Origin of the sequence: Clostridium sp. 1001270J_160509_D11 (assembly GCF_015667935.1) — a bacterium.
Classification (GTDB): domain Bacteria; phylum Bacillota; class Clostridia; order Peptostreptococcales; family Peptostreptococcaceae; genus Intestinibacter.
Map to the genome: position 1 here is coordinate 1 of NZ_JADPET010000038.1, position 21,242 is coordinate 21,242.

General features: G+C 29.6%; 20 protein-coding genes and 1 pseudogene. 4 read left to right on the forward strand and 17 right to left on the reverse strand.

The genetic code is table 11. From position 1 onward, the window contains the following. Nucleotides 1-429 precede the first annotated feature (429 nt). Nucleotides 430-1,050: a flavodoxin family protein gene (locus I4U58_RS05485; RefSeq protein ID WP_195930031.1), complete on the forward strand. Its 621-nt coding sequence runs from the start codon at nt 430-432 to the stop codon at nt 1,048-1,050. A gap of 338 nt (nt 1,051-1,388) precedes the next feature. On the opposite strand, the gene I4U58_RS14245 is transcribed toward I4U58_RS05485, so the two are convergent. Both I4U58_RS14245 and I4U58_RS05490 read right to left on the reverse strand, forming a co-directional pair. After that, nucleotides 1,389-1,514, reverse strand: coding sequence for a hypothetical protein (locus tag I4U58_RS14245; RefSeq protein ID WP_279325553.1), 126 nt, complete (start codon nt 1,512-1,514; stop codon nt 1,389-1,391). A 484-nt stretch (nt 1,515-1,998) separates the two neighbouring features. Then, nucleotides 1,999-3,333 (reverse strand): SH3 domain-containing protein, encoded by a 1,335-nt coding sequence (locus I4U58_RS05490; protein WP_195930032.1) that lies wholly within the window; start codon nt 3,331-3,333, stop codon nt 1,999-2,001. 377 nt (nt 3,334-3,710) lie between these two features. On the opposite strand from I4U58_RS05490, the gene I4U58_RS05495 reads away from it, so the two are divergent. Then, the gene (locus I4U58_RS05495; RefSeq protein WP_195930033.1) at nt 3,711-4,553 is read left to right on the forward strand and encodes a S1-like domain-containing RNA-binding protein; all 843 of its coding nucleotides are present in this window, start codon (nt 3,711-3,713) and stop codon (nt 4,551-4,553) included. A gap of 785 nt (nt 4,554-5,338) precedes the next feature. Here the strand turns inward: I4U58_RS05495 and I4U58_RS05500 are convergent. Together I4U58_RS05500 and I4U58_RS05505 are read right to left on the reverse strand one after the other, a co-directional pair. After that, the gene (locus I4U58_RS05500) at nt 5,339-6,457 is read right to left on the reverse strand and encodes an aldo/keto reductase (RefSeq protein WP_195930034.1); all 1,119 of its coding nucleotides are present in this window, start codon (nt 6,455-6,457) and stop codon (nt 5,339-5,341) included. 16 nt (nt 6,458-6,473) lie between these two features. After that, on the reverse strand, nt 6,474-7,460 hold the full coding sequence (locus I4U58_RS05505) for an aldo/keto reductase (RefSeq protein WP_195930035.1): 987 nt from the start codon (nt 7,458-7,460) through the stop codon (nt 6,474-6,476). A gap of 350 nt (nt 7,461-7,810) precedes the next feature. Here I4U58_RS05505 and I4U58_RS05510 point away from each other — a divergent pair, with 350 nt between their 5' ends. After that, nucleotides 7,811-8,203: a GntR family transcriptional regulator gene (locus I4U58_RS05510; RefSeq protein WP_195930036.1), complete on the forward strand. Its 393-nt coding sequence runs from the start codon at nt 7,811-7,813 to the stop codon at nt 8,201-8,203. Further along, a complete protein-coding gene (locus tag I4U58_RS05515; RefSeq protein ID WP_195930037.1) occupies nt 8,193-9,620 on the forward strand; it encodes a hypothetical protein in 1,428 nt (475 codons plus the stop codon). Before I4U58_RS05510 ends, I4U58_RS05515 begins: the two co-directional genes overlap by 11 nt. A 92-nt stretch (nt 9,621-9,712) precedes the next feature. On the opposite strand, the gene I4U58_RS05520 is transcribed toward I4U58_RS05515, so the two are convergent. From I4U58_RS05520 to I4U58_RS05580, 13 genes and pseudogenes are all read right to left on the reverse strand, one after another. Next, nucleotides 9,713-9,994 (reverse strand): DUF1292 domain-containing protein, encoded by a 282-nt coding sequence (locus tag I4U58_RS05520; protein WP_195930038.1) that lies wholly within the window; start codon nt 9,992-9,994, stop codon nt 9,713-9,715. A gap of 110 nt (nt 9,995-10,104) precedes the next feature. Beyond that, nucleotides 10,105-11,286, reverse strand: a complete 1,182-nt coding sequence (locus tag I4U58_RS05525) for a malic enzyme-like NAD(P)-binding protein (RefSeq protein WP_195930039.1) — start codon at nt 11,284-11,286, stop codon at nt 10,105-10,107. A gap of 20 nt (nt 11,287-11,306) precedes the next feature. Beyond that, a complete protein-coding gene (locus I4U58_RS05530) occupies nt 11,307-11,870 on the reverse strand; it encodes a Fe-S-containing hydro-lyase (RefSeq protein WP_195930040.1) in 564 nt (187 codons plus the stop codon). 39 nt (nt 11,871-11,909) lie between these two features. Beyond that, nucleotides 11,910-12,749: a fumarate hydratase gene (locus I4U58_RS05535; RefSeq protein WP_195930041.1), complete on the reverse strand. Its 840-nt coding sequence runs from the start codon at nt 12,747-12,749 to the stop codon at nt 11,910-11,912. A gap of 157 nt (nt 12,750-12,906) precedes the next feature. Next, nucleotides 12,907-13,743: a DegV family protein gene (locus I4U58_RS05540; protein ID WP_195930042.1), complete on the reverse strand. Its 837-nt coding sequence runs from the start codon at nt 13,741-13,743 to the stop codon at nt 12,907-12,909. Between the two features lie 248 nt (nt 13,744-13,991). After that, nucleotides 13,992-14,471 carry a Cys-tRNA(Pro) deacylase gene (gene ybaK / locus I4U58_RS05545; RefSeq protein WP_195930043.1) on the reverse strand — a complete coding sequence of 160 codons (480 nt, stop codon included), beginning with the start codon at nt 14,469-14,471 and terminating at the stop codon, nt 13,992-13,994. A 24-nt stretch (nt 14,472-14,495) separates the two neighbouring features. Next, nucleotides 14,496-14,705 (reverse strand): hypothetical protein, encoded by a 210-nt coding sequence (locus I4U58_RS05550; RefSeq protein ID WP_195930044.1) that lies wholly within the window; start codon nt 14,703-14,705, stop codon nt 14,496-14,498. A gap of 576 nt (nt 14,706-15,281) precedes the next feature. Continuing rightward, entirely contained in the window at nt 15,282-15,875 is a 594-nt protein-coding gene (locus tag I4U58_RS05555; protein ID WP_195930045.1) for a hypothetical protein, read from the reverse strand. A gap of 104 nt (nt 15,876-15,979) precedes the next feature. Continuing rightward, entirely contained in the window at nt 15,980-16,552 is a 573-nt protein-coding gene (locus I4U58_RS05560; protein WP_195930046.1) for a hypothetical protein, read from the reverse strand. 99 nt (nt 16,553-16,651) lie between these two features. Next, nucleotides 16,652-18,853, reverse strand: a complete 2,202-nt coding sequence (locus I4U58_RS05565; protein ID WP_195930047.1) for a hypothetical protein — start codon at nt 18,851-18,853, stop codon at nt 16,652-16,654. 188 nt (nt 18,854-19,041) lie between these two features. Continuing rightward, nucleotides 19,042-20,160: a DUF4179 domain-containing protein gene (locus tag I4U58_RS05570; RefSeq protein ID WP_195930048.1), complete on the reverse strand. Its 1,119-nt coding sequence runs from the start codon at nt 20,158-20,160 to the stop codon at nt 19,042-19,044. Continuing rightward, the gene (locus tag I4U58_RS05575; RefSeq protein WP_195930049.1) at nt 20,161-20,709 is read right to left on the reverse strand and encodes a sigma-70 family RNA polymerase sigma factor; all 549 of its coding nucleotides are present in this window, start codon (nt 20,707-20,709) and stop codon (nt 20,161-20,163) included. Between the two features lie 311 nt (nt 20,710-21,020). Further along, nucleotides 21,021-21,242 (reverse strand): annotated as a pseudogene (locus I4U58_RS05580) (hypothetical protein); the annotation flags it as partial.

Consider the following 21,242-nt stretch of genomic DNA (forward strand, 5'->3'; position numbering starts at 1 on the left):
AATTCATAATATTAATTTTATAATTTAGTATATGTAACTTTTTTTAATTAATAATCTTATTTTCTCACAAAATTAAAATTTAACCAAAACTCTAAAATACAAAAAATCAAAATTTTAAAAATCTAAATTCTTCCCAAAATACATTGTCTAATTTCATAAAAATTTATTATCTACTACCTCAAAACTCATCATCTTGATATCACAAACCTACTATATTATTCTGCCTAAATCTCTCACTTTTATAACGAATAACAAAACTTCCAACAACTTCACTTTCAATAACTGCTATAATATTAATTATAAAATCATATAACTTACTTAAACTAAAAATAATTATGTAGTTAAATCAAATACAATCATTGATTTAAACTAACTACAATAATTTATTTACATATCAAAATATAAAAAATACTATTAGGAGGGAATAATATGAAAGTATTATTAATAAACGGAAGTCCAAAAAAAGCAGGCTGCACATTCACAGCCTTAAACGAAGTCTCAAAATCACTAAATGAAGAAGGTATAGAAACAGAAATATTCCAAGTCGGTGCAAAACCAATCGCAGGATGTATAGGATGTGGCTCATGTCGAAAAAAAGGAAAATGCATATTTGACGACGTAGTAAACGAATGTATGCCAAAAGCCAAAGAAGCCGACGCCATAATCGTAGGTTCACCAGTACACTACGCATCAGCTTCAGGCGCAATAACATCATTTATGGATAGATTATTCTACTCATCAGGCGGAGCCTTACAATACAAACCAGGCGCAGCCATCGCAAGTGCAAGAAGAGCCGGAACAACAGCAACACTAGACCAACTTACAAAATACTTCACAATATCAAACATGCCAGTAATAAGCTCATCTTACTGGAACATGGTTCATGGCAACACTCCAGAAGAAGTATTACAAGATCTAGAAGGAATACAAATCATGAGAACCCTGGGCAAAAACATGGCATGGATTCTAAAATGCATAGAATCTAGCAAAAAAGCAGGCATTCCAATGCCACAAAAAGAAGAAAAAATATACACTAACTTCATAAGATAATACAAACATCTAGTAAATAAGTCATCAGTTTATTTTAATAATACTTTAATAAAGTGGCTTTAATTTACTAGACCTATTAACCTTATAACATAAAAAGTGTGGAAAATTACCAAAACTACTTTTCCACACTACATACTTATACCTATATTTATACTTTTCCAAATCATTTACCTCATACTCTCCCCCTTCAAACTATTCCGCCTTATATAATTTATTTCTTATATAATCCAATCTTATAAGTCATTACATTTAATTTTAATTTTAAGCCATTATGTTTCTATTTAACAACTTTGTGATACAAACTAAATCTGTATAATTCTTATCATTAACTTTTATATTTAGTTACATTGAATTATTTCAACCCATATTTCCATTTCATTCCGAGATAAATCTTTCATCAAAAAATCTAAATTCCAACCTTTTAACCTTTCTCTTTTTTCCTTTAAATGCTTATGCATTTTCATATTTAAACCTCCATATTTATTTATTTTTTATTATTTTATTAGTTTATTATTACTTATTGTAGTTTGTGGTAATTTGTTTTTTTAGGTCATTTTAAGTTGTTTTTATTTGTTTTAAGTTCCCTTCACTTTGTTTTACTTGTTTACTGATTTTTACTTGTCATATGGTGTATGTATACTATAAATTACATTAATTTCTATAAACTAAATGTAATTATATCCACATAATATATCATTATTCATACTTTCACAAAGTTGTTAAATAGAATCATAATGCCCCGCAGTAGGTGTATGCGCAACAAAAAAAGAGATTGGTACTTTCTCTTGTATCAATCTCTTTTTTGCTACTATTTATTATATTAAAAATAATATATTCTTCTATTTTTGCTATAATTTATTTTTTCTTATAATCTATTAATCTATTTTATCTATAGTTTATACTTTAGCTACTTTCGTAAGCTACATTTACATTATACTTATCTTATACTTATTGCACGTTTATAACTGCTGTTTGTATGTTGTTATAGAATTTAGTACTGTAGCTATCTAGTATGTGAAGTCCGTCTGTTTCGCAGTTTATTAAAAATCCGTTGGCATCTACAAATCCGCTTGTTGTGTCGATAAATTTGACATTTGATTTTGTATTGCAGTATGCTTTTATACTTGCGTTAAACGGATTAATTCTGTTTTTGTTGTAATTTGCAACTTGTGTATTGTTATATCCTGCGTATCCTTTTCCGACTGGAAAGACTCTTTGGACATATATTGTTTTATCTGAATATTTTTTAGATAATTTGTCTATTAATGTTTTTGTATCTGTTAAGTTAGATTCTCTAGAAATTCCATTTATTCCTATTAGTAAAACAACTCCTTTGACGTTGTTTGAGTCTGGCATTTGTGAAAAATTATCTAACCAATAAGAAGGGAATGCTCCTCCTTTTGCTCTTACGTATGAATCTTTTGCTTTTGATTGTATTGTGTTTTTGATTCTACTTGTGAAAGAGTCTCCTATAAATAAGAAATTATTTAAATTTGTAACTGTTTGAGTTCCACCTGTTTGTGTCCCTCCTAATATTATGTAGTTTTTTGAAACGAATGCATAATCATTTTTATACATGATTTTATACCATGATTCTGTTTCGTCTACTATTTTAACTGTTGTGTTTTTTTCTAATACACCTAAAATCGTCGATGATGTACTTGGCTGTTGTCTTACATTAAGACGATCGGCAGTAACTGTACCTGTATTTTTAATAGTAACTTGTGTATTGTTGTTTTCTGTACTTCCGTTTGACGAATTATTCCCATTACTAGAGTTATTACTTCCTGTGTTTCCTTGGTTTTCGCTTGGTGAGTTCGACAGATAACTTGCCGATACATAAGCATAATTTCCATTGTAAATTATTTTAGACCATCCTAGTGAAGTACTTATAATGTGTACTTTTGTACCATTAACTAGACTTCCTTTTCTGGCGTATTCTGTTCCTGGACCACTTCTTACATTTAAAGTGTTACATCCAATAACATATCCTTCTGTTTTTGCTTCGTTATATATGCTCGATACATATGCACCAGAAAGGTAACCTGTTGTATTTTTGTAGTTAACTTTTAGCCAATTTCCTGTTTTGTCTACGATTTTTACATCGTTTCCTTGTAATACTTGACCAATAACAGAATATGTTGTGGCAGGTCCGCTTCTCACATTTAATGCAGTTGCTGTAACAATCCCCGATACAGTTGTATCAGCATAACTCAAATCCTTGAATCCAATTGTAGTCATTAAACCCAAAGATATTGCAAGAGAAATTATTTTCTCATTCATATCATTCCCCGCTTTCTTATTTAATTTTAGCCTCTCTACATTATATAACTTTTATTTAAATATAATTTAAAGTTACATTGTATTATTGAGTATTTATTTCAACAATAAAATATTATACATCATTTTTCTTGTTTTTTCCTCAAAAATAAATATTTTTTCATTTTATTCCTAATTCTGCGATAAAATTCTACTTTTACATATAATATTCGTTATATTTTCTTCTTTTCCTTCTAATTTTTCTTAAATTCGCATAATTAATTAAACTTCAATTTAGTTATTAATTTAATACCATCAATAATTATTTTGATAAAAATATATAATCCATGTATAATAGGGATATAATAATAGGTAGTACTAGCGGAAAAGGAGATAAAACTTTGATTAAATTAGGTGAATACAATAAATTAATAGTAAAAAGAGAGACGAATTTCGGATATTTCGTCGGCGAAGAAGGATCAAATTCAAACGATGACGTTTTATTACATAACAGACTTCTTAATAAACAAAAAGTAGAAGTTGGTGATGAGATAGAAGTCTTCATTTATAGAGACTCAGAAGGTAGACTTTCTGCTACTTTAGAATATCCAAAAGCAAAATTAGGTGATATAGCTTACTTAAAAGTAGTTGCACACACTAAAATAGGTAGCTTTGTCGATGTTGGACTTCCTAAAGATATCTTAGTTCCTTTCAAACAACAAACTTTTGAAATGACTAAGGGTCAAAGATATTTATTCTACATATATCTTGATAAAACGGGAAGACTTGCGGCAACAACTGACATTTTCCCATATTTATCAACAGAATCTGATTACAAAATCGGCGATACAGTAGAAGGTATTGTTTATGGATTCCAAACTAACAACACTGCAATGTTATGTGTTGACAACAAATTCGATACTATAATATTAAACAACGAATATTTCACAGAGTTAAATATCGGTGATAAACTAGAAAACTTGAGAGTTATAAAAATATATGAAGACGGAAAATTAGGCCTTTCTCCAAGAGGTGAAAGAGCTGCAGAATTAGATACTCTTGAAAAATCAATAATGAGTTACTTAGAAGGAAACGACGGTTTCATGAGATTTAACGATAAATCTTCTCCAGAAGAAATCAAAACAGTATTTAATTCAAGTAAGAAAAACTTCAAAAGAGCACTTGGTGTTCTAATGAAGAAAAACCTTATAACTCAAGACGAAAGCGGATGCCATAGAGTTTAGATTTTAGATGAATTATCTAGTATAAAGATAAATAACTGGTATAAATAGTTTAGATAAATACTTTAAATCAATAGAACATAAAGCTTTAGATAAATAAACTAAAAAGGATGCACGAATAGATTAATACTATCTGAGCATCCTTTTTTAATATACAATTTGTAAAAAAATAAATCTTTATCTAAAAATTTACGATCTTAATTTTTAATTGCTTTAATTAATATCTTCAATTAATCATCTTAATTAATACTTTTAATAACCTTAACTAATACTTTAAATCTAAACACATTGCAAAGACAATTCCAATCACTCCCATATTAAAATATATAGCGAAGATTATCGAAAATATAAATCTTCCCAAAACAGTTGATGCAATCGAAACAATCATTGTGTATTTTACATCGCCAGTCGCTCTAAGCCCATTGCTAAGAGGTCCCGAAAATGGAAATGCAACAGTATAACCAATGACTCCTTTTCATAATGAGCTTCATACTTCTTATTAAAAAGAAGTACCGTAATCACAACTGCTGAAAACGCCCTCGCAATCAAAGAAGGATATGCAACCCCTGCAACTCCTGCATGTAAAATAAATACCCCTATAAAATTCCCACCAACATCACCAACAGTTGCTCAAAGAATAGGGGCACAATTATATTTTTTAAATCTTTATTCGAAAACATCTCCATTACGCTAATTTTTACCCTTGCTAAATTTTCAGAAAGGGCATTTCTCTCCTTTTCTCTCTATATATTATTTTGTTAAATGATAGATTTATAATTTTCATTCTATTATAATAATTCTTTTGTTACTCGCTTTAACTGATCTATTATATGGATATGTTGTGGGCAAACAGCTTCACATTCTCCACATTGAAGGCATTCTGAGGCATTTTGCTTTCCATGTCCGCCAACTAGCCAACCTTCCTGATGTTGTGCTGCTGCCTTATTTCCATACAAAATAAGTTGATTCAATGCAGTAAATGAACCCGAAATTCCAATATTATTAGGACAGACCTTTGCACAATAATTACAAACTGTGCATGGTACAATGTCGATTTTACTTAATTCTTCTTGTGCTTTTTTGATAACTTTCATTTCATCTTCTGATAATCCGTCAAAATCCTTCATATATGACAGATTATCTTCCATTTGTTCGACATTGCTCATTCCTGATAAAACAGTAATTACCCCTTCTAAATTAGCTGCAAATTTTATTGCCCAAGATGCCACAGATGTATTTGGATTAGCTTGTTTGAATATGTCGACTACCGGCTGTGGTGGTGTGGCCAACATTCCGCCTTTAACAGGCTCCATAACTACAACTTCCTTGCCATATTTTCTCGCCACTTCATAACATGCTCTCGACTGAATGGCTGGATTTTCCCAGTCTGCATAGTTTATTTGTAACTGTACAAACTCCATCTCTGGGTGTGCTTTTAATATTTCTTCCAACTCTTCTGGTGTTGAATGGAATGAAAAACCAATATGTTTGATTAACCCTTCTTCTTTCTTTTCTTTTACAAAATTCCACATATCAAACTTATCGAAAAATTGTGTACGGCTTTCTCCCAAATTATGTAGAAGATAAAAGTCGAAATATCCCGCACCTGTTTGTTTTAAAGATGTTTCAAATTGTGAAATAGCCTCATCTCTTGTGTTGCAATTTATCCAAGCTGCGTTTTTTGTTGCTAATTGGTATGATTCCCTTGGATATCTTTCAACCAACGCCTGTCTTATCGCATCTTCACTTCCTGCATATGCCCAAGCTGTGTCGAAATAAGTAAACCCATCATCCAAGAATTTATCGACCATTACTTTTGTTTGCTCTATATCTATTTTTTCATCCTTCATCGGCAAACGCATTAAACCAAATCCTAATTTTTTAATATTTTCTCCTAAATTATTCATATTGCCCCCTTAAAATCTATTTATTTTGTGCCATAACTCCAACTAACTCGTGTGGCATATATAATTCCTCTAAATATTTTATCTCTTCATCAGTTAATTCAAGCTCAACTGCCTTAACTGCTGTATCTATGTGATGTTTCTTTGTCGCGCCAACTGTTGGAGATGTCGTCTTTTTAATAAGCCACGCCAGAGAAACTTCACTCATTGAAACTCCTCTAATTTGAGCAATTTCTTCTACCCTATGTATAATTTTCAAATCAGCATCAGCAGTTGCATCATATTTTCCTTTTGCAAAACTGTCCTCTCTCATACGTTTCGACTCTTCGCCAGGATGTTTCGACAATCTTCCTGATGCTAAAGAAGAATATGGAGTCAGTGCTATGTTTTCTTCCTTACACAAAGGCACCATTTCTCTCTCTTCTTCTCTAAAAATCAAGTTATAATGGCCTTGGATTGATATAAATTCATCCCAACCATTTTGTCTCGCTATTGCATTTGCCTTAGCCAGCTGATATGCATAACAATTTGAAATTCCAATATATCTCGCCTTTCCCTGCTTAATAACATTATGTAGGCCTTCCATGATATCTTCTATAGGCGTATTATAGTCCCAAAAATGATATACATAAAGATCAACATAATCCATTTGTAGTCGTTTCAAACTAGCATCTAGACAATTTTCAACATGTTGCTGACCACTTATATTATTTTTAATTTCACTTTCTGTTCTAGGGACAAATTTTGTCGCAATAATAACATCTTCTCTATTTGCACATTCTTTTATAATTCGCCCCAAATATTCTTCACTCGTACCACCCTGATATCCCATAGCTGTATCAAAAAAGTTAATTCCACTTTCCAAAGCATACTTTACAATTTCCTTTGACTCTTCATATGGTAAAGTCCATGAATGCATTCCCATCTGAACATCACCAAACCCCATACACCCTAAACATATTCTAGATACCTTTAAATCCGACTTTCCTAAAGTAGTATATTTCATAACTTCCCCCTTAATACCAGTGATTTTTTTTATTTACATTTTTCTATATTCCTGATGACTTTATATTGCTATTATTTTTTCCATTTTTTACACTATACTACTTTGAGTTCACTCCAAGTCAACACATTTTTGTAAAATTATTATATTTTTTCTCAATGCAACTCTATTTGTTCCAATAGCAATTTTTTGGAATTTATTTTATTGCATTTTTGTATTATTTGTATTACTATATATAATACAAAGTTAATTATTTCCATACTTGATTTTTATACAACATTATACTTACTTAAAAATTACTTTATGGAGCTATTATCTTTATTCAATTAGTAATTCTAAAAAGGAGGTCTATTATGATTTTGAAGTTAAATTTCGAAAGCGAGATTCCAATATATATTCAGCTTAGAAACCAAATCGTTATGGCAATAGCTCATGGTGACTTGGCACAAGGTGAAAAACTGCCAACTATAAGAAATCTAGCAGAGGATCTCGGCATAAACAACATGACTGTCAACAAGGCATATGCAATGTTAAAACAAGAGGGTTTTATATCAATTGACAGAAGACATGGTGCAAAGGTAAACACCATCTTAACGCCTGATTTTGAGTTTAAAGAAAAGCTTGAAGATGACTTAACTCTAGTTATTTCAGAGGCTGAAATCAGGGGAATAAAAAAAGATGAATTTATGAAAATATGTGAAAATATTTTCGATTCTATGAAAGGCGGTCACCCTTATGTTATTTAGAATCATTATGATTTCTTGTATTTTTATCACGTTCATTACTTTGAGCTCAGCAAATAAACCAAAGAAAAATATGTTTATGGCTGTTACTCTGCCATACGATGTTTTAGAAAGCGACTTTATAAAAGAAGTTCAAAAGGAATATAAATCTATGTGCAATAAGGTCTACTTACTTATGTTACTTACTGCTATACCTTGTGTATTTCCTTTTTGGATTTTTAAGAATACAACTGTTTATATATTTTATTTAATGTTGTGGTGCATGGGCTTTGCATATTATGGAATAATACCGTTTAAACTTATGAACCGTAAAATTAAAGCAGAAAAAGCTAAAAATGGATGGTTTGTCGGTGAGAAAAAAGTAGTCTATTGTGATACGAAGACAACTCTATTAAAAAATTCTATGCCAATAAGCAATAAATACTTTTTAATACCAATTTTAATAGGAATTATCCCTCTAATATTATCTATTAAAAATTTTTCATCCGAGAATATAGCATTTTTAATAGTTGCAATTTTAAACTTAGGGTTAGTTATATTGCTATTTTATATTGCTAAAGTATTTAATAAAAATAAATTAAAAACTTATAGCACAGATTCAGAGATTAATTTTATTTTAAATAAGACTGAAAAACAAATGTTCTCTATATATTTCTTGATTAATGCTATAGTAGAATCTCTTATTGTTCTTGTTTTTTATCTAGCACTTTTTGAATATATAGACCTTAAGTTTTTAAATGTGATAGTAGTTTCAACACTTTTACTATCAAGTATTGTAGCTCTAGGATTTATATATATTAAGAAGAAAATAAATGATTTAGACGAGGAATTGAGTTCTAAAAATAAGGATTCTGAAATCATAGTAGATGATGATGACTACTGGATTGATGGAATATACTACTACAACCCAAACGACTCTAGCAAAATGGTAAGCAGTCGTTTTGGATATAGTATGACTTATAATTTAGCCACAAAACACGGTTATTTTATGGGTAAAAAACTTGATAAAATTGTATTAATAGGAACTCTGATACTTATTCTAGTTTTAATGGGTCCTAGTGAAATTTCAAATAGTTCTATTTCATTTAGCAACGATTCACCTAATATAAGTATTTCATCATTTCCTTATTCTTATGAATTAGATTACAAAGATATCGAGAGCATAAAACTAACAAATGAACCAATATCATTTAAAATTAGAACTAATGGTATGGCCACTGATACAAAATGTATAGGTAATTTTAAAAGTGATAAATATGGAAAATGCAGAGTTTATCTTTACTTTAAAAATAAAGATGATAATCCACCATATATAGTAGTAAAATTAAAAAATAGTAAATTTGACTATTTGATTTATAATACTAAAGATAGCCAAAGTACAAAAGAAGTTTACACTACATTAAAAAATAAAATAAATTAGAATCACCGCATTCATAGCTCAATTAAAAAAAGACACATTTATATGTGTCTTTTTATGTATAATCTTAATTTTTAGTATGAACAAAATAAAATTTAATCATCATAATTATTTATAAATCGTTGGATTAAATCCTTACATTTTTGAGTAAGTTCCCTGCACTCATCCTCTTTTAAATGAACTAAGAGTTCGCCATGGTCACTATCTCTCAATTTAAATACTAAAATTTCATTTTCGTCTTCTTCGTCTATAGAAAATTCAGTATCAACTGGAGACAACATTATATAATGCTCTCCTTCTATTTCTATTGAAAATACTTTTTCGAAAGTAGTTTCAACACCGTTCTGATCCCATAAAACAATTGTGTTTTCATCCATAATTCTCTCCTCAATTCATCTATAAATTAATAGATATTATCGGCACTTCCTTAAATTTCTGTGCAAGATACATCTTTATAGATTGTATGAGTTATAAGAGAAAAATATGTCTATATTCTAGCTACACCTGTTTCTCTAGCTGCCTTAGCAACTGCTGCTGAAACTTCTTGTCCAACACGTGGATCAAATGCATCTGGTAGTACAAATTCTGTTGTTAATTCCTCGTCTTTTATTATTCCAGCGATTGCATATGCTGCTGCAACTTTCATTTCTTCGTTGATTTCACTTGCTCTAACATCTAATGCACCTCTGAATATTCCTGGGAAAGCAAGCACGTTATTTACTTGGTTAGGGAAATCTGAACGCCCTGTTCCAACTATAAATGCTCCACCTTCTTTCGCTTCGTCTGGGAATATTTCTGGAGTTGGGTTAGCCATAGCAAACACGATTGATTTTTCTGCCATAGTTGATACCATTTCTTTAGTCATCATTTTTGGAGCAGAAACACCGATAAATACGTCTTTTCCTTTTACTACATCTGCTAATTTTCCTTCTTGGTCGTTTTTATTAGTCACTTTTAACATTTCTTTTTGAGCCCAGTTTAATCCTTCTGATTTTGAACATAATGCTCCATTTATATCACATAAAACTATATCTTTTACGTTTAAGTTTAATAACATTTTTGCAATAGCCATACCAGCAGAACCAGCACCATTGATTACTATTTCTAAGTCCTCGATTTTTTTGCCAGCAAGTTTAGCCGCGTTTATTATACCAGCAGAAACTATTATCGCAGTCCCATGTTGGTCATCATGGAATACTGGTATATCTAATTCTTCTTTTAATCTATTTTCAATTTCGATACATCTTGGTGAGTTTATATCTTCTAAGTTTATTCCCCCGAAAACAGGCGAAATTAATTTTACAGTTCTAACTATTTCGTCTATATCCATAGTATCTACACATATTGGGAATGCATCAACACCAGCAAATTCCTTAAATAATATTGCCTTTCCTTCCATAACTGGAATAGATGCAGACGCGCCTATATTCCCAAGACCTAAAACAGCAGTCCCGTCAGATACTACTGCAACCATATTTGACTTACAAGTATATTTATAAACATCGTCTTTGTTTTCTTTTATTTTTAAACATGGAGCAGCAACCCCTGGAGTATAAGCTGTAGATAAATCATCTTTTGTCCCAACTTTAACTTTACTTTGTATTCCTACTTTTCCTAATTTTTCTTCGTGCATTGTTAATGCTAATTCATTGAAATCTTTTTTTGTCATAACTTCCTCCGCATTTAATTTTATTCATTTGTAGCTTTTGTAGTTTTTGCGTATTCTTCTCTCTTATCGTAAATATTATTCCCTTCACAATCAATCGCTACAATAAGTTGTAAATCTTCTACTTCAAGTTTTCTAACTGCTTCTGCACCCAAATCATCATATGCGATTATCTCACATTTTTTAATTGAGTTAGATATATAAGCTCCTGCGCCGCCGATTGCAGCTAAATAAACAGCCTTATATTTTTTCATTCCTTCAATTACAGTGTCATTTCTTTTTCCCTTGCCTATCATTATTTTTAGGCCCTTTTCTAAAAGAGGAACTGTTAAATCGTCCATACGATAACTTGTTGTCGGACCTGCCGAACCTATCACTTCGCCAGGCTTGTTTGGAGTCGGCCCAACATAATAAATAGCCTGACCCTCTATATCAAAAGGAAGTTCTCCTCCTTCTTTAAGTGCGGCAACCATTCTCTTATGCGCTTGGTCTCTTCCTGTATATAAAACACCGCTCATCTTAACGACATCGCCACATTTTAATTTTTCTATATCCTCATTTGTACATGGAGTTTTTAATTCAACCATAATCCCCCTCCTAATACCTAATGCTAAATTTAGCACTTTTTACAATATCACGCTTTTATGTCTTGAAGCATGGCAATTTATATTCACAACAACTGGAAGACCTGCTATATGAGTTGGGAAAGTCTCTATATTTACAGCAAGTGCTGTTGTTCTTCCTCCCAATCCTTGAGGCCCTATCCCAAGGTTGTTTACCTCTTCTAACATTTCTTTTTCCAAATCTGCTATAAATGGATCTTTGTTGTGTTCGCCAATTTCCCTAGTTAAGGCTTTTTTTGCTATTTGGGCACACTTATCCACAGTACCTCCAATTCCTACACCAACAACTATCGGTGGACATGGGTTTGGTCCAGCTTCTGATACTACATCAACTATAAATTTTTTTATTCCATCTAGCCCATCTGATGGCTTTAACATTTTTAGTTGACTCATGTTTTCACTACCAAATCCCTTTGGCGCGTAAACGATTTCAATATTATCACCTTTAACCATATCATAATGGATTACTGCTGGTGTGTTGTCCTGAGTATTTACTCTATCTATCGGACTTACTACAGATTTTCTAAGGTATCCTTCAGTATATCCTAGACTTACGCCTTTGTTTATGGCATCTGTCAAAGTATCTCCTTCAACTTTAACATCTTGGCCAACCTTTACAAAAAACACAGCCATTCCTGTATCTTGGCAAATTGGAATCTCCCTTTTACATGCAATTTCTGCATTTTCAATTAATATATTTAATACATCTTTACCTAAGTCACTCTCTTCTTTTTGAAGATTTTCTCTAAATGAATCAACAACATCTCGACCTAAGAAAAGGTTTCCCTCTATGCACAAACGCTTTACTTCTTCAGTAATTTGAGCAGAATTAATAACCTTCAAGCGAACATACCTCCCCGTAAATTTTCTGATTATTCGTCTTCTATATAACACTTTATCATTATTTGGAATATAAAACAAGTTTTTTGAAATCTGAAATATATAAAAAGGGATATCTACAATTTCATTATTGTAATATCCCCCTATTATTTTTATTAATTTATTTTGATATATATGCCACTCCAAAAGCTCCAGGACCTATATGAGTTCCAATTGCTGCTCCTATTTCCCTTGTTGACTCTTCTGAAAATTGAAACTCAGGTTTACATGATTCTTTAAATGAATCCAAATTTTTTATTATTCTTGTATATGCAAAATCTGCTGCATAATTATAATCAGGCTGGTTTTCTTTCATATAATCTACCATAAATTTTATAGATTTTTTGTGACCTCTAGTCTTAGCGAGAACTTCTACACTTCCATCAACGACAGATATTACAGGAGTTATTCCAAGTACCCCTCCTACTATTGCTGAAGTTGCAGATAATCTTCCGCCTTTTTTAAGATACTTAAGAGTATCGACTACTGCAATTAATTTCACCCTTGGTATGAGATTTTCTATTTCTACTTTTATTTCGTCTACACTTTTTCCTTTGTCCCTCATTTTGACAGCTTCCCTCACAAGCACAGCTAAACCCATACTTGCATTTAATGAATCTATTATATGTATTTTTCCGTCTTCAATCATATCAGATGCTATAATTGATGATTGATATGTACCGCTTAATTTTGATGATATAAATATCCCGACAATTTCATCACCTTGTTTTATATATTTTTCAAATACTTCTACAAATCCACCTGGATTTGTTTGTGATGTTTTCGGCAATTCGTCACATTCTTCCAATCTTTTATAAAATTCGTCGTGGCTTATATCTACACCATCCATAAAAACATCATTTCCGAAAATCACATGCAATGGAACTACTTCCACTCCTAATTCTTTTGCTTCTTCTATAGTTATATCACTCGCACTATCTGTTATTATGCGTATCATGAATAAAACCTCCAGTCTCAAATATATTTTCTAATTTCCCTAATATTTTTATTTTGTTTATCTGTTCTGTTAAATAATTTTATACAAAAATTATTTAGATGTCAATACTATTTGATAATCAAAATATTTGTGTATTAAAATTATTTATTTTAATTATCTTACTAATCATATAGCTTACCTTACTAAATAATATATCTCATCAACAAAAAAAGAGGATATTTCACCGAAATATCCTCTAAACACAAGTTCTATTGTATTATGTCTGCATATTTAAAATTAGTTACCTTTTGTAAATCTTCAGGTTTTAATTCGATTTGGTATCCAATTTTTCCTGCACTAACTATTATAGTATCTAGCTCTTTTGCCGTTTCATTGACAAAAGTTCCATATAACTTTTTCATTCCAACAGGAGAACACCCACCTCTTATGTAGCCTGTTATCTTGTTGATATCTTTAACATGAATCATCTCTACACTTTTTTCGCCAGCTGCTTTAGCTGCTTTTTTTAGGTTTAGGTTTTGATCGACAGGTATTACAAAAACATAGTATTCTTTGCTGTGTCCTTGAGCTACCAAAGTTTTATAAACTTGTTTTGCATCTCTTCCTATAGCATGTGCGACTGTAATTCCATCTACATGTTCGCCATCTGTTGTATATGAATGTGTATCGTAATCTATTTTATTAGAATCTAATATTCTCATTGCATTTGTTTTTACCTTTTTTGCCATCTTGCCCTCCAAAAAAATTCTTATCTATTTAACTTCATCTGTTGTCGTTGTTTTTTTCTTAAAGCTTAGTTTAAAATAAGCAAAAGCTCCAACAGCAAATGATATGATTGTAAACATTACTTGATTTACATTTGTCCCAATTGATATAAAATAAAAAGCTACTGAGCAATAAATTATAGCCATAGTAACATACGCTATTACATCTGATAAACAATTAGTTTTTGATTTAAACATATTAAACACCTCCCAGTAATATGCCACGTTGGTGTGATTTAAAAACCACGATGTAATTATTCAAGTTAGAATATAAAAACTATATTTATTATATATAAATATACTTACTCCAACCTTAATAAATTATTAATATTTTCTTCCTTTAAGTTCATTATAGATAAAGGTTAATCATCTTGCAATTTATTTTGACTTCTTTTAAATGAAAATAATTCAAAATAAAAACAACCTAAAATCTAAACTACATTATTGATTTTAGCCAATGCGTCCTTAAATTAGTCACATTTACCATATTTTTTCTTGTTCCTAATATTATATCACTTAATCATTTGATTGTTACTTATAAATTATCTTTTGAAAGGCTGTATTTTAAATAGATATTGTTTTTTAATTTACATGAAATAATATTTTAAACGTATATACACTAAGATTTTTATTTATATACACTAAAAAGTAGGGGTATATTCCCCTACTTTTGATTCATATTAGATTAAAATTGTGAATATAGTTTTTTAATAAATTATTATCTTTTGACATATTTATTAATTTATTTATACCCATAAATTAATAATATAAAACTTATTCACCTTCATTTTGTGATATTTCATTTAAAATACTATATACATTGCTACTTTCCCCAATATTCCAATGATCTTTAAATACTCCGTGTTTTGCTTGAACCATCTCAGCTTGTATATCTGCACCTATGTATTTACCTTGATAATTGTTAGCATCTTCACTCCCTGGAACCTCAAAATATATTCCAGTTACAAAAGGAACTGTTGAATTTGTTGTATTACTTACACCTTTTATATAATAGTAATATCCGTCTTGTCCATCTATCCAATTTTCATCAAGTCCTTCTATTTTACACAATTCTTTTTTATCTTTATTTCCATCTGATGTAGAACTTACAAATCCATCAATTTTTACCCTTAATAAACTCATTGCTGTCGATTTTATATTAAACTGTATTTCATCACATATTTTGTCACCTGGTAACAATGTATTTTCACTCGGAATATTTTTTATACTTATATCTCCATCAACTGTCATAGCTTGGTTTGATAAACTCTTATTACCTTTCCAGCTAAAAAACTTGTAACCAAATCCAATTGATACTGGTATTAAAATCGCCAACAATACAACTAATATTTTTCTCCCTTTTTTCAATAAAACTCCCCCTTATAAGTTTAAAATATTTTACACTATTTCTTGCTTACTGAAATATCTTTACACCATTTCATACTTTTAGATTAATTTTTATTTGTCAAAATTTAAAATGCCTTATTACTTGCCTCTACTCTCACCACAAGCTGAGGCTGTTTATGAATTAAACTCATTTTTTCTGATTTATTTATATTTAATTTTATTCCCGAAATAAGTTTATTCTCTAAAGTTCCTCCTTTCTTTATAGTCGTTTTATAGTAATAATATCCGTCATCTGACTTTTCCCAATAGTCTTCATCCAGAGTATTATTTTTACTATCATATTTTATTTCACAAAATGAATTGCTAAACTTATACGCCGTATTCGCCTTAGTATTGTCTAAAATAATCGATACAACAGCTACCCTCACATATATCTCACAATCGCTGTTATTTTCTATATCAAAATCAATATCTATCTCATAATTTTTCACATCATTTTTTATAAGTTGATCTAAATTTTGTATATTTATTTTTTTCTCACCTTTAAAATCTCCTTGAATTGTAAAATCTATATTAGCTGTTTTTTGAGTGATATCTTTTGAGAATTGATTGAAAAACATAGCATATAGTTTCCCATAATTTGTAGATATGACTACTAAAATAGTTATCGTCACTATAGCTATAATTAGTTTTTTCATTTTATCACCTTTGTTTCTAAATAGTTTATTCAAAAGTAAAATTCACTTTTTTCTTAACTAGTCTATTTAAAACTTAAGTCTAATTTATCTTTAATTAATTTATTTAAAACTTAAATCTACCTCATCTTGCTTATTTTTATAAAAATAAGGATTACTTTTTTTCTTGATTTTTATATGTATATCATGGTCATAATCAGAGTTTGTATCTATTTGGACTGTATTTTGTTTTGAGCTAGAATATGTGTCTGTATCTATAACAATATAGTTTTGTGGTAGAATTAAGCTTATATTATAAGTTTTATCAATACTTAAATTTTCTACTTTATATGTTTGTCCAGGTTTTATGACTAAATTGGCAGACTCATTATCATTACTTACATTTACAATAAGACTTGGCTCCTCTTTATTATCTTTATAATCGCCACCTTCACTATAACCATCTTCTGTTATTTTATCTCCTATATTACTTGCCAAGGCATTATCTTCATCTTCTATCTCACAGGTAAAATTTAAAGTACCACACGAGCTGCTAGTTGGAACTCTAATGGCTGTTTGATTATTTTTAAATTCTATATGAGTAAAATCATCCTTAATATAATTCATTTTTAAATTTCCGCTACAGATTACTGCACTTCTGACGGCATCATTTTTAGTAATAGAGTAAGTTATTTTATCAGACATTATAGTAACTTTATCTCCACATTTAAGCTCTTTTAAAATATCTATGCTGTACTGGGTGGAAAAATCGTCGTTTATATAGCACCTTGTATTGTTTTTTATATTTAAATTATTATAAGTAATTGTGTTTTTATTTATCTTTAAAGGAGTACTTGTAATCTTCATATCTAAATCTAGATTATTTAATACAAATTTATCTGATGTATTTGTTATATCTATTCTGATATATACATCATCACCCCTTGTTGGTGCATAATCTTCATTAAAATAAAGTATTTCGTCATCTATATATTTATAAAATTGGATATTTATATCTAGTTTTGGCTTTTCAATAATATACAGATTTAACTTTGAAAATCCATATGAATTATTTAAAACACTTTCGCTTGAAATAAAATTTCCGACTAAAAAATCTATGCTATTTTCTCCTAGATTTAATTTATTGCTTATGTCTGTTTCCATAATCATATTAGCATTTAGCCCACTAGTGTTACTCATATTAAATACACCTGTTTCAAAATGATAAAAATCAGTATGCTTTGATAAATCACTTTTATGTATAGTTGGATTTTTACACTTTGATAATGTTGATGGTTTGTATTTTGTATTACTTCCATCTAAATTATAAATTCTGTCTGTATTTCGATTTTGATAATTCAGTGATGTCACAAATCCATTTATAAAGACGCTGATTATATCGTTATAAGGTACGATAAGCTCAAATCCATATTCATTATCTGCTTCTACACCAAGTACTGCATATGCCTCATTATTACTTAGCAAATCATATTGCTCTGGAGATATATTTATCTTGGCGCTCAACATCCTCCACTCAACACTAGTCTGTTCATTTTTTTGATCTAAAGATGTGTATAAATCCCATGTCACAAATTTATCTTCTTGCCACTTAACTTCTTTGTCCGATTTTAAGTAGTCATACAAAGTCCACAAATCATATCTTATTATTCCTCCTTTTTGGGGAGTTACAATAGTTCTTAAAACTTTATTGCCTGTTACTTTAGTTTGTGTTTTATTATCTTCTACAATTACTTTCGGAATACTTTGGTTTGTTGTATTATCTTTTGCGTATTGTTGTTGTGTTGTACTTTTATCTTGTTGTGATATATCTTGTTCGATTTCTTCAAATTGATATTCTTGTTCTGATATATCTTGATTTTCTTCTTTTGATGCATTATTTGTATTAAAACTGTATTCTTCTTTTGACACATCATTTATATTTAAACTTGATTCTTCTTGAGATATATCATTATTTTCATTGTAAACTTCATCGTCTATATCACCTATACTGTTACTTTGATCTTCTATTTTTTCATTTCCTTCTGTATTACTTTCGCTATTAATTGTTACATAATTAATCCCTCTGAGTTTATTACTAGAATCATATAAGTCCTGTATATTTTCAACATCACTTTCATCAATATTTCTATTAAATTTATATAAAGTACTATGAGAATTTAACTTTTTCTCTCCACTTTCGATTTCATCTGGCTCTCTCGTTTTTGTCCAATTTTTAAGTTCAACCTCAGTCACCCCAACTGGCAAACTCCTACCTGCATCAATATCTTGCAGATTATCATACGTAATGTATACAATCACCGTCATAATACAGACAGCAATTATAAACTTTATTTTTCTCTTAATTCAAATCCCTCCCCTTTTTATTTTTGTACAAGCTTAATTCATTATATTTTTATCTATCTATGTTTATTCCATATTATTAATTTTTTATATTATAATTTAGATTTTCTTGAATACAAAAAAAGTTGCCACAATATCTTGTGACAACTTTTTTATTTCAAATTCACTATTATAGCTTTATGCTCGTATTTTTTATAAGTGTCCCCACTTTCAGTTAATTTAACTGGGATAATTTTTATATATTCTATCTTATCTATATTTATTTTATCTCCACTTTGATATAAATCTTTTTCTGATTCTAAATTTATATATTTGTTTATACCATTTTCATAACTAGAACTTCCACTAAGTCCTTCTAATATTAAATTTCCATCTTGATCGACAGCTTCTATAGTAATATTATTTAAAAAGTCTTGGCTTCCTGTGCTCTCAGCATCAACATAAAGTCTTGCATATAATGGTGATATTCTTAATTCTTTAAATTTCAATAAAGTAGTTTTATTTTTATCTTTTATTTCAATTTCCTCATCTATATTATAAACCTTTATTTTCTTTGCCATTTCTTTTGTATTTATAGTAAAATTAAACTCCCAATTTCCTGTTATTGATTTTCCAAAATTTTTATCCACATCCATTTTCATTGTTTCTATTTTACCAAACACAATTTTTACATTGTAGTCCTTATCTTTATCTAAATTCTCTAAAACTCTATTATCTTCATCATATGCATCTGCTGATACTACTTCAAGTCGTATTAAAAAGTCTATATTCCCCCTCTTTTCAATTTCATCTATGCTTTCGTCTTCACTAATTCCAAATTCTTGCATAGTTGAACTAGGCAAAAACTTCTTACCATCTAAGTAAACTTCTTTAATTTGAGGCATATAATTTGTTATATTATATCCTTTATCAAGTTTTGAAAAATCTAAATTCATGTTTAATATCAATTGACTATCTTCTAGCATTGCCTCTTTTAAAGTCATTGTAATATTTTTATCAAATGCACTTTTTCCGATATCAGCTTTATATTGTTCAAACTCATCATTATTCGCTCCAAAATAATTTTCTATCTTCTTCGTGATGCTATCAACAAGTGCCCATGTAGTGTCATTTATCAAAACTCCACAGCACAATACTAATGTTATAGATGCCACTACTACTTTCTGTACTTTTCTTTTTTTCTTAATTTTTTCTGCTTTTTTAATCCCATTTTTTATAAAACTATCAACTTCTTCTGGAACTTCTATATTATCAAATTTATCAAACTTCATTTAAATCCCCTCCTTTAAAATACTACTTAGACTTTCCTTCGCCCTTTTCAGATGACTTTTTACTGTATTTTCCGGTGTATTAAGAACATATGAAATATCTTCTATCTTCATATCATCAAAATATTTCAATATAATAACTGTTTTGTATTTTGGTTTTAACAAATCTATTGCGTCATATAAATCTAATTTCTCCTCTATAGATATAGATTTTTCACTATATATAATTGAATTTTCATCTTCCATATAAATTACCTTGCTTTCTTTTTTAATATAATTTAAAGCAGTATTGACTAATATTTTTGTTATCCATGGTTTAAATTTTTCTTCATCCTTTAACGTGTGTATATTCAACCACGCTTTAAATGAAGTTTCTTGCAAAATATCGAGTGCGACTTGCTTATCTTTTACATATGTGTAGGCCACTTTATATAAGTAAGATTTATATTGTAATAGTAATTTTTCAAATGAGGCACAATTAGTTTTTATAGATTTATTTTTTGAAGTGCTTCCTTTTCCCCTTATTTTTGAAATAAAATTTATACCCTCCATATTAACTTCCCTTTCTAAAATTTGTCTAATTCATTTCTCTTATATAATATAAGACAACTTATAACTAAAAAAAGTTGCATTTTTTTTAGTTATAAGTTCTATGTGTCATAAAAAATTCACTGCGTTCATATCGCCAACGACTTCGTCCGTCGCTTAAAATTCACTGCGTTCATGAGCGGGCGACTTCGTCCGTTGCTTAAAATTCGCTTCACTCATGGCGCCAACGAATCAAAGATTCCGTTGCCTTAGTTAAAATGTATAAATTCCTTAGAATTAAAGAAAGTAGAGATTTACACCTCTACTTTCTTTAATTAATCTATTAATTTTTCTATTTCTGATAAAGTAAGACCTGTCGATTTTGATATTGTTTCTTTGTCTAGCCCTATGTTTATCAGTGATTTTGCGATTTCTATTGCTTTGCTTTTTTCGCCTTCTTTAATACCTTCTTGTCTACCTTTTTTGATTCCTTTTCGCTCGGCTTCGTTTAATGCGCTTATCTTGTCTTTTAGAGTTTTTGCCCTCATTTCGTAAAG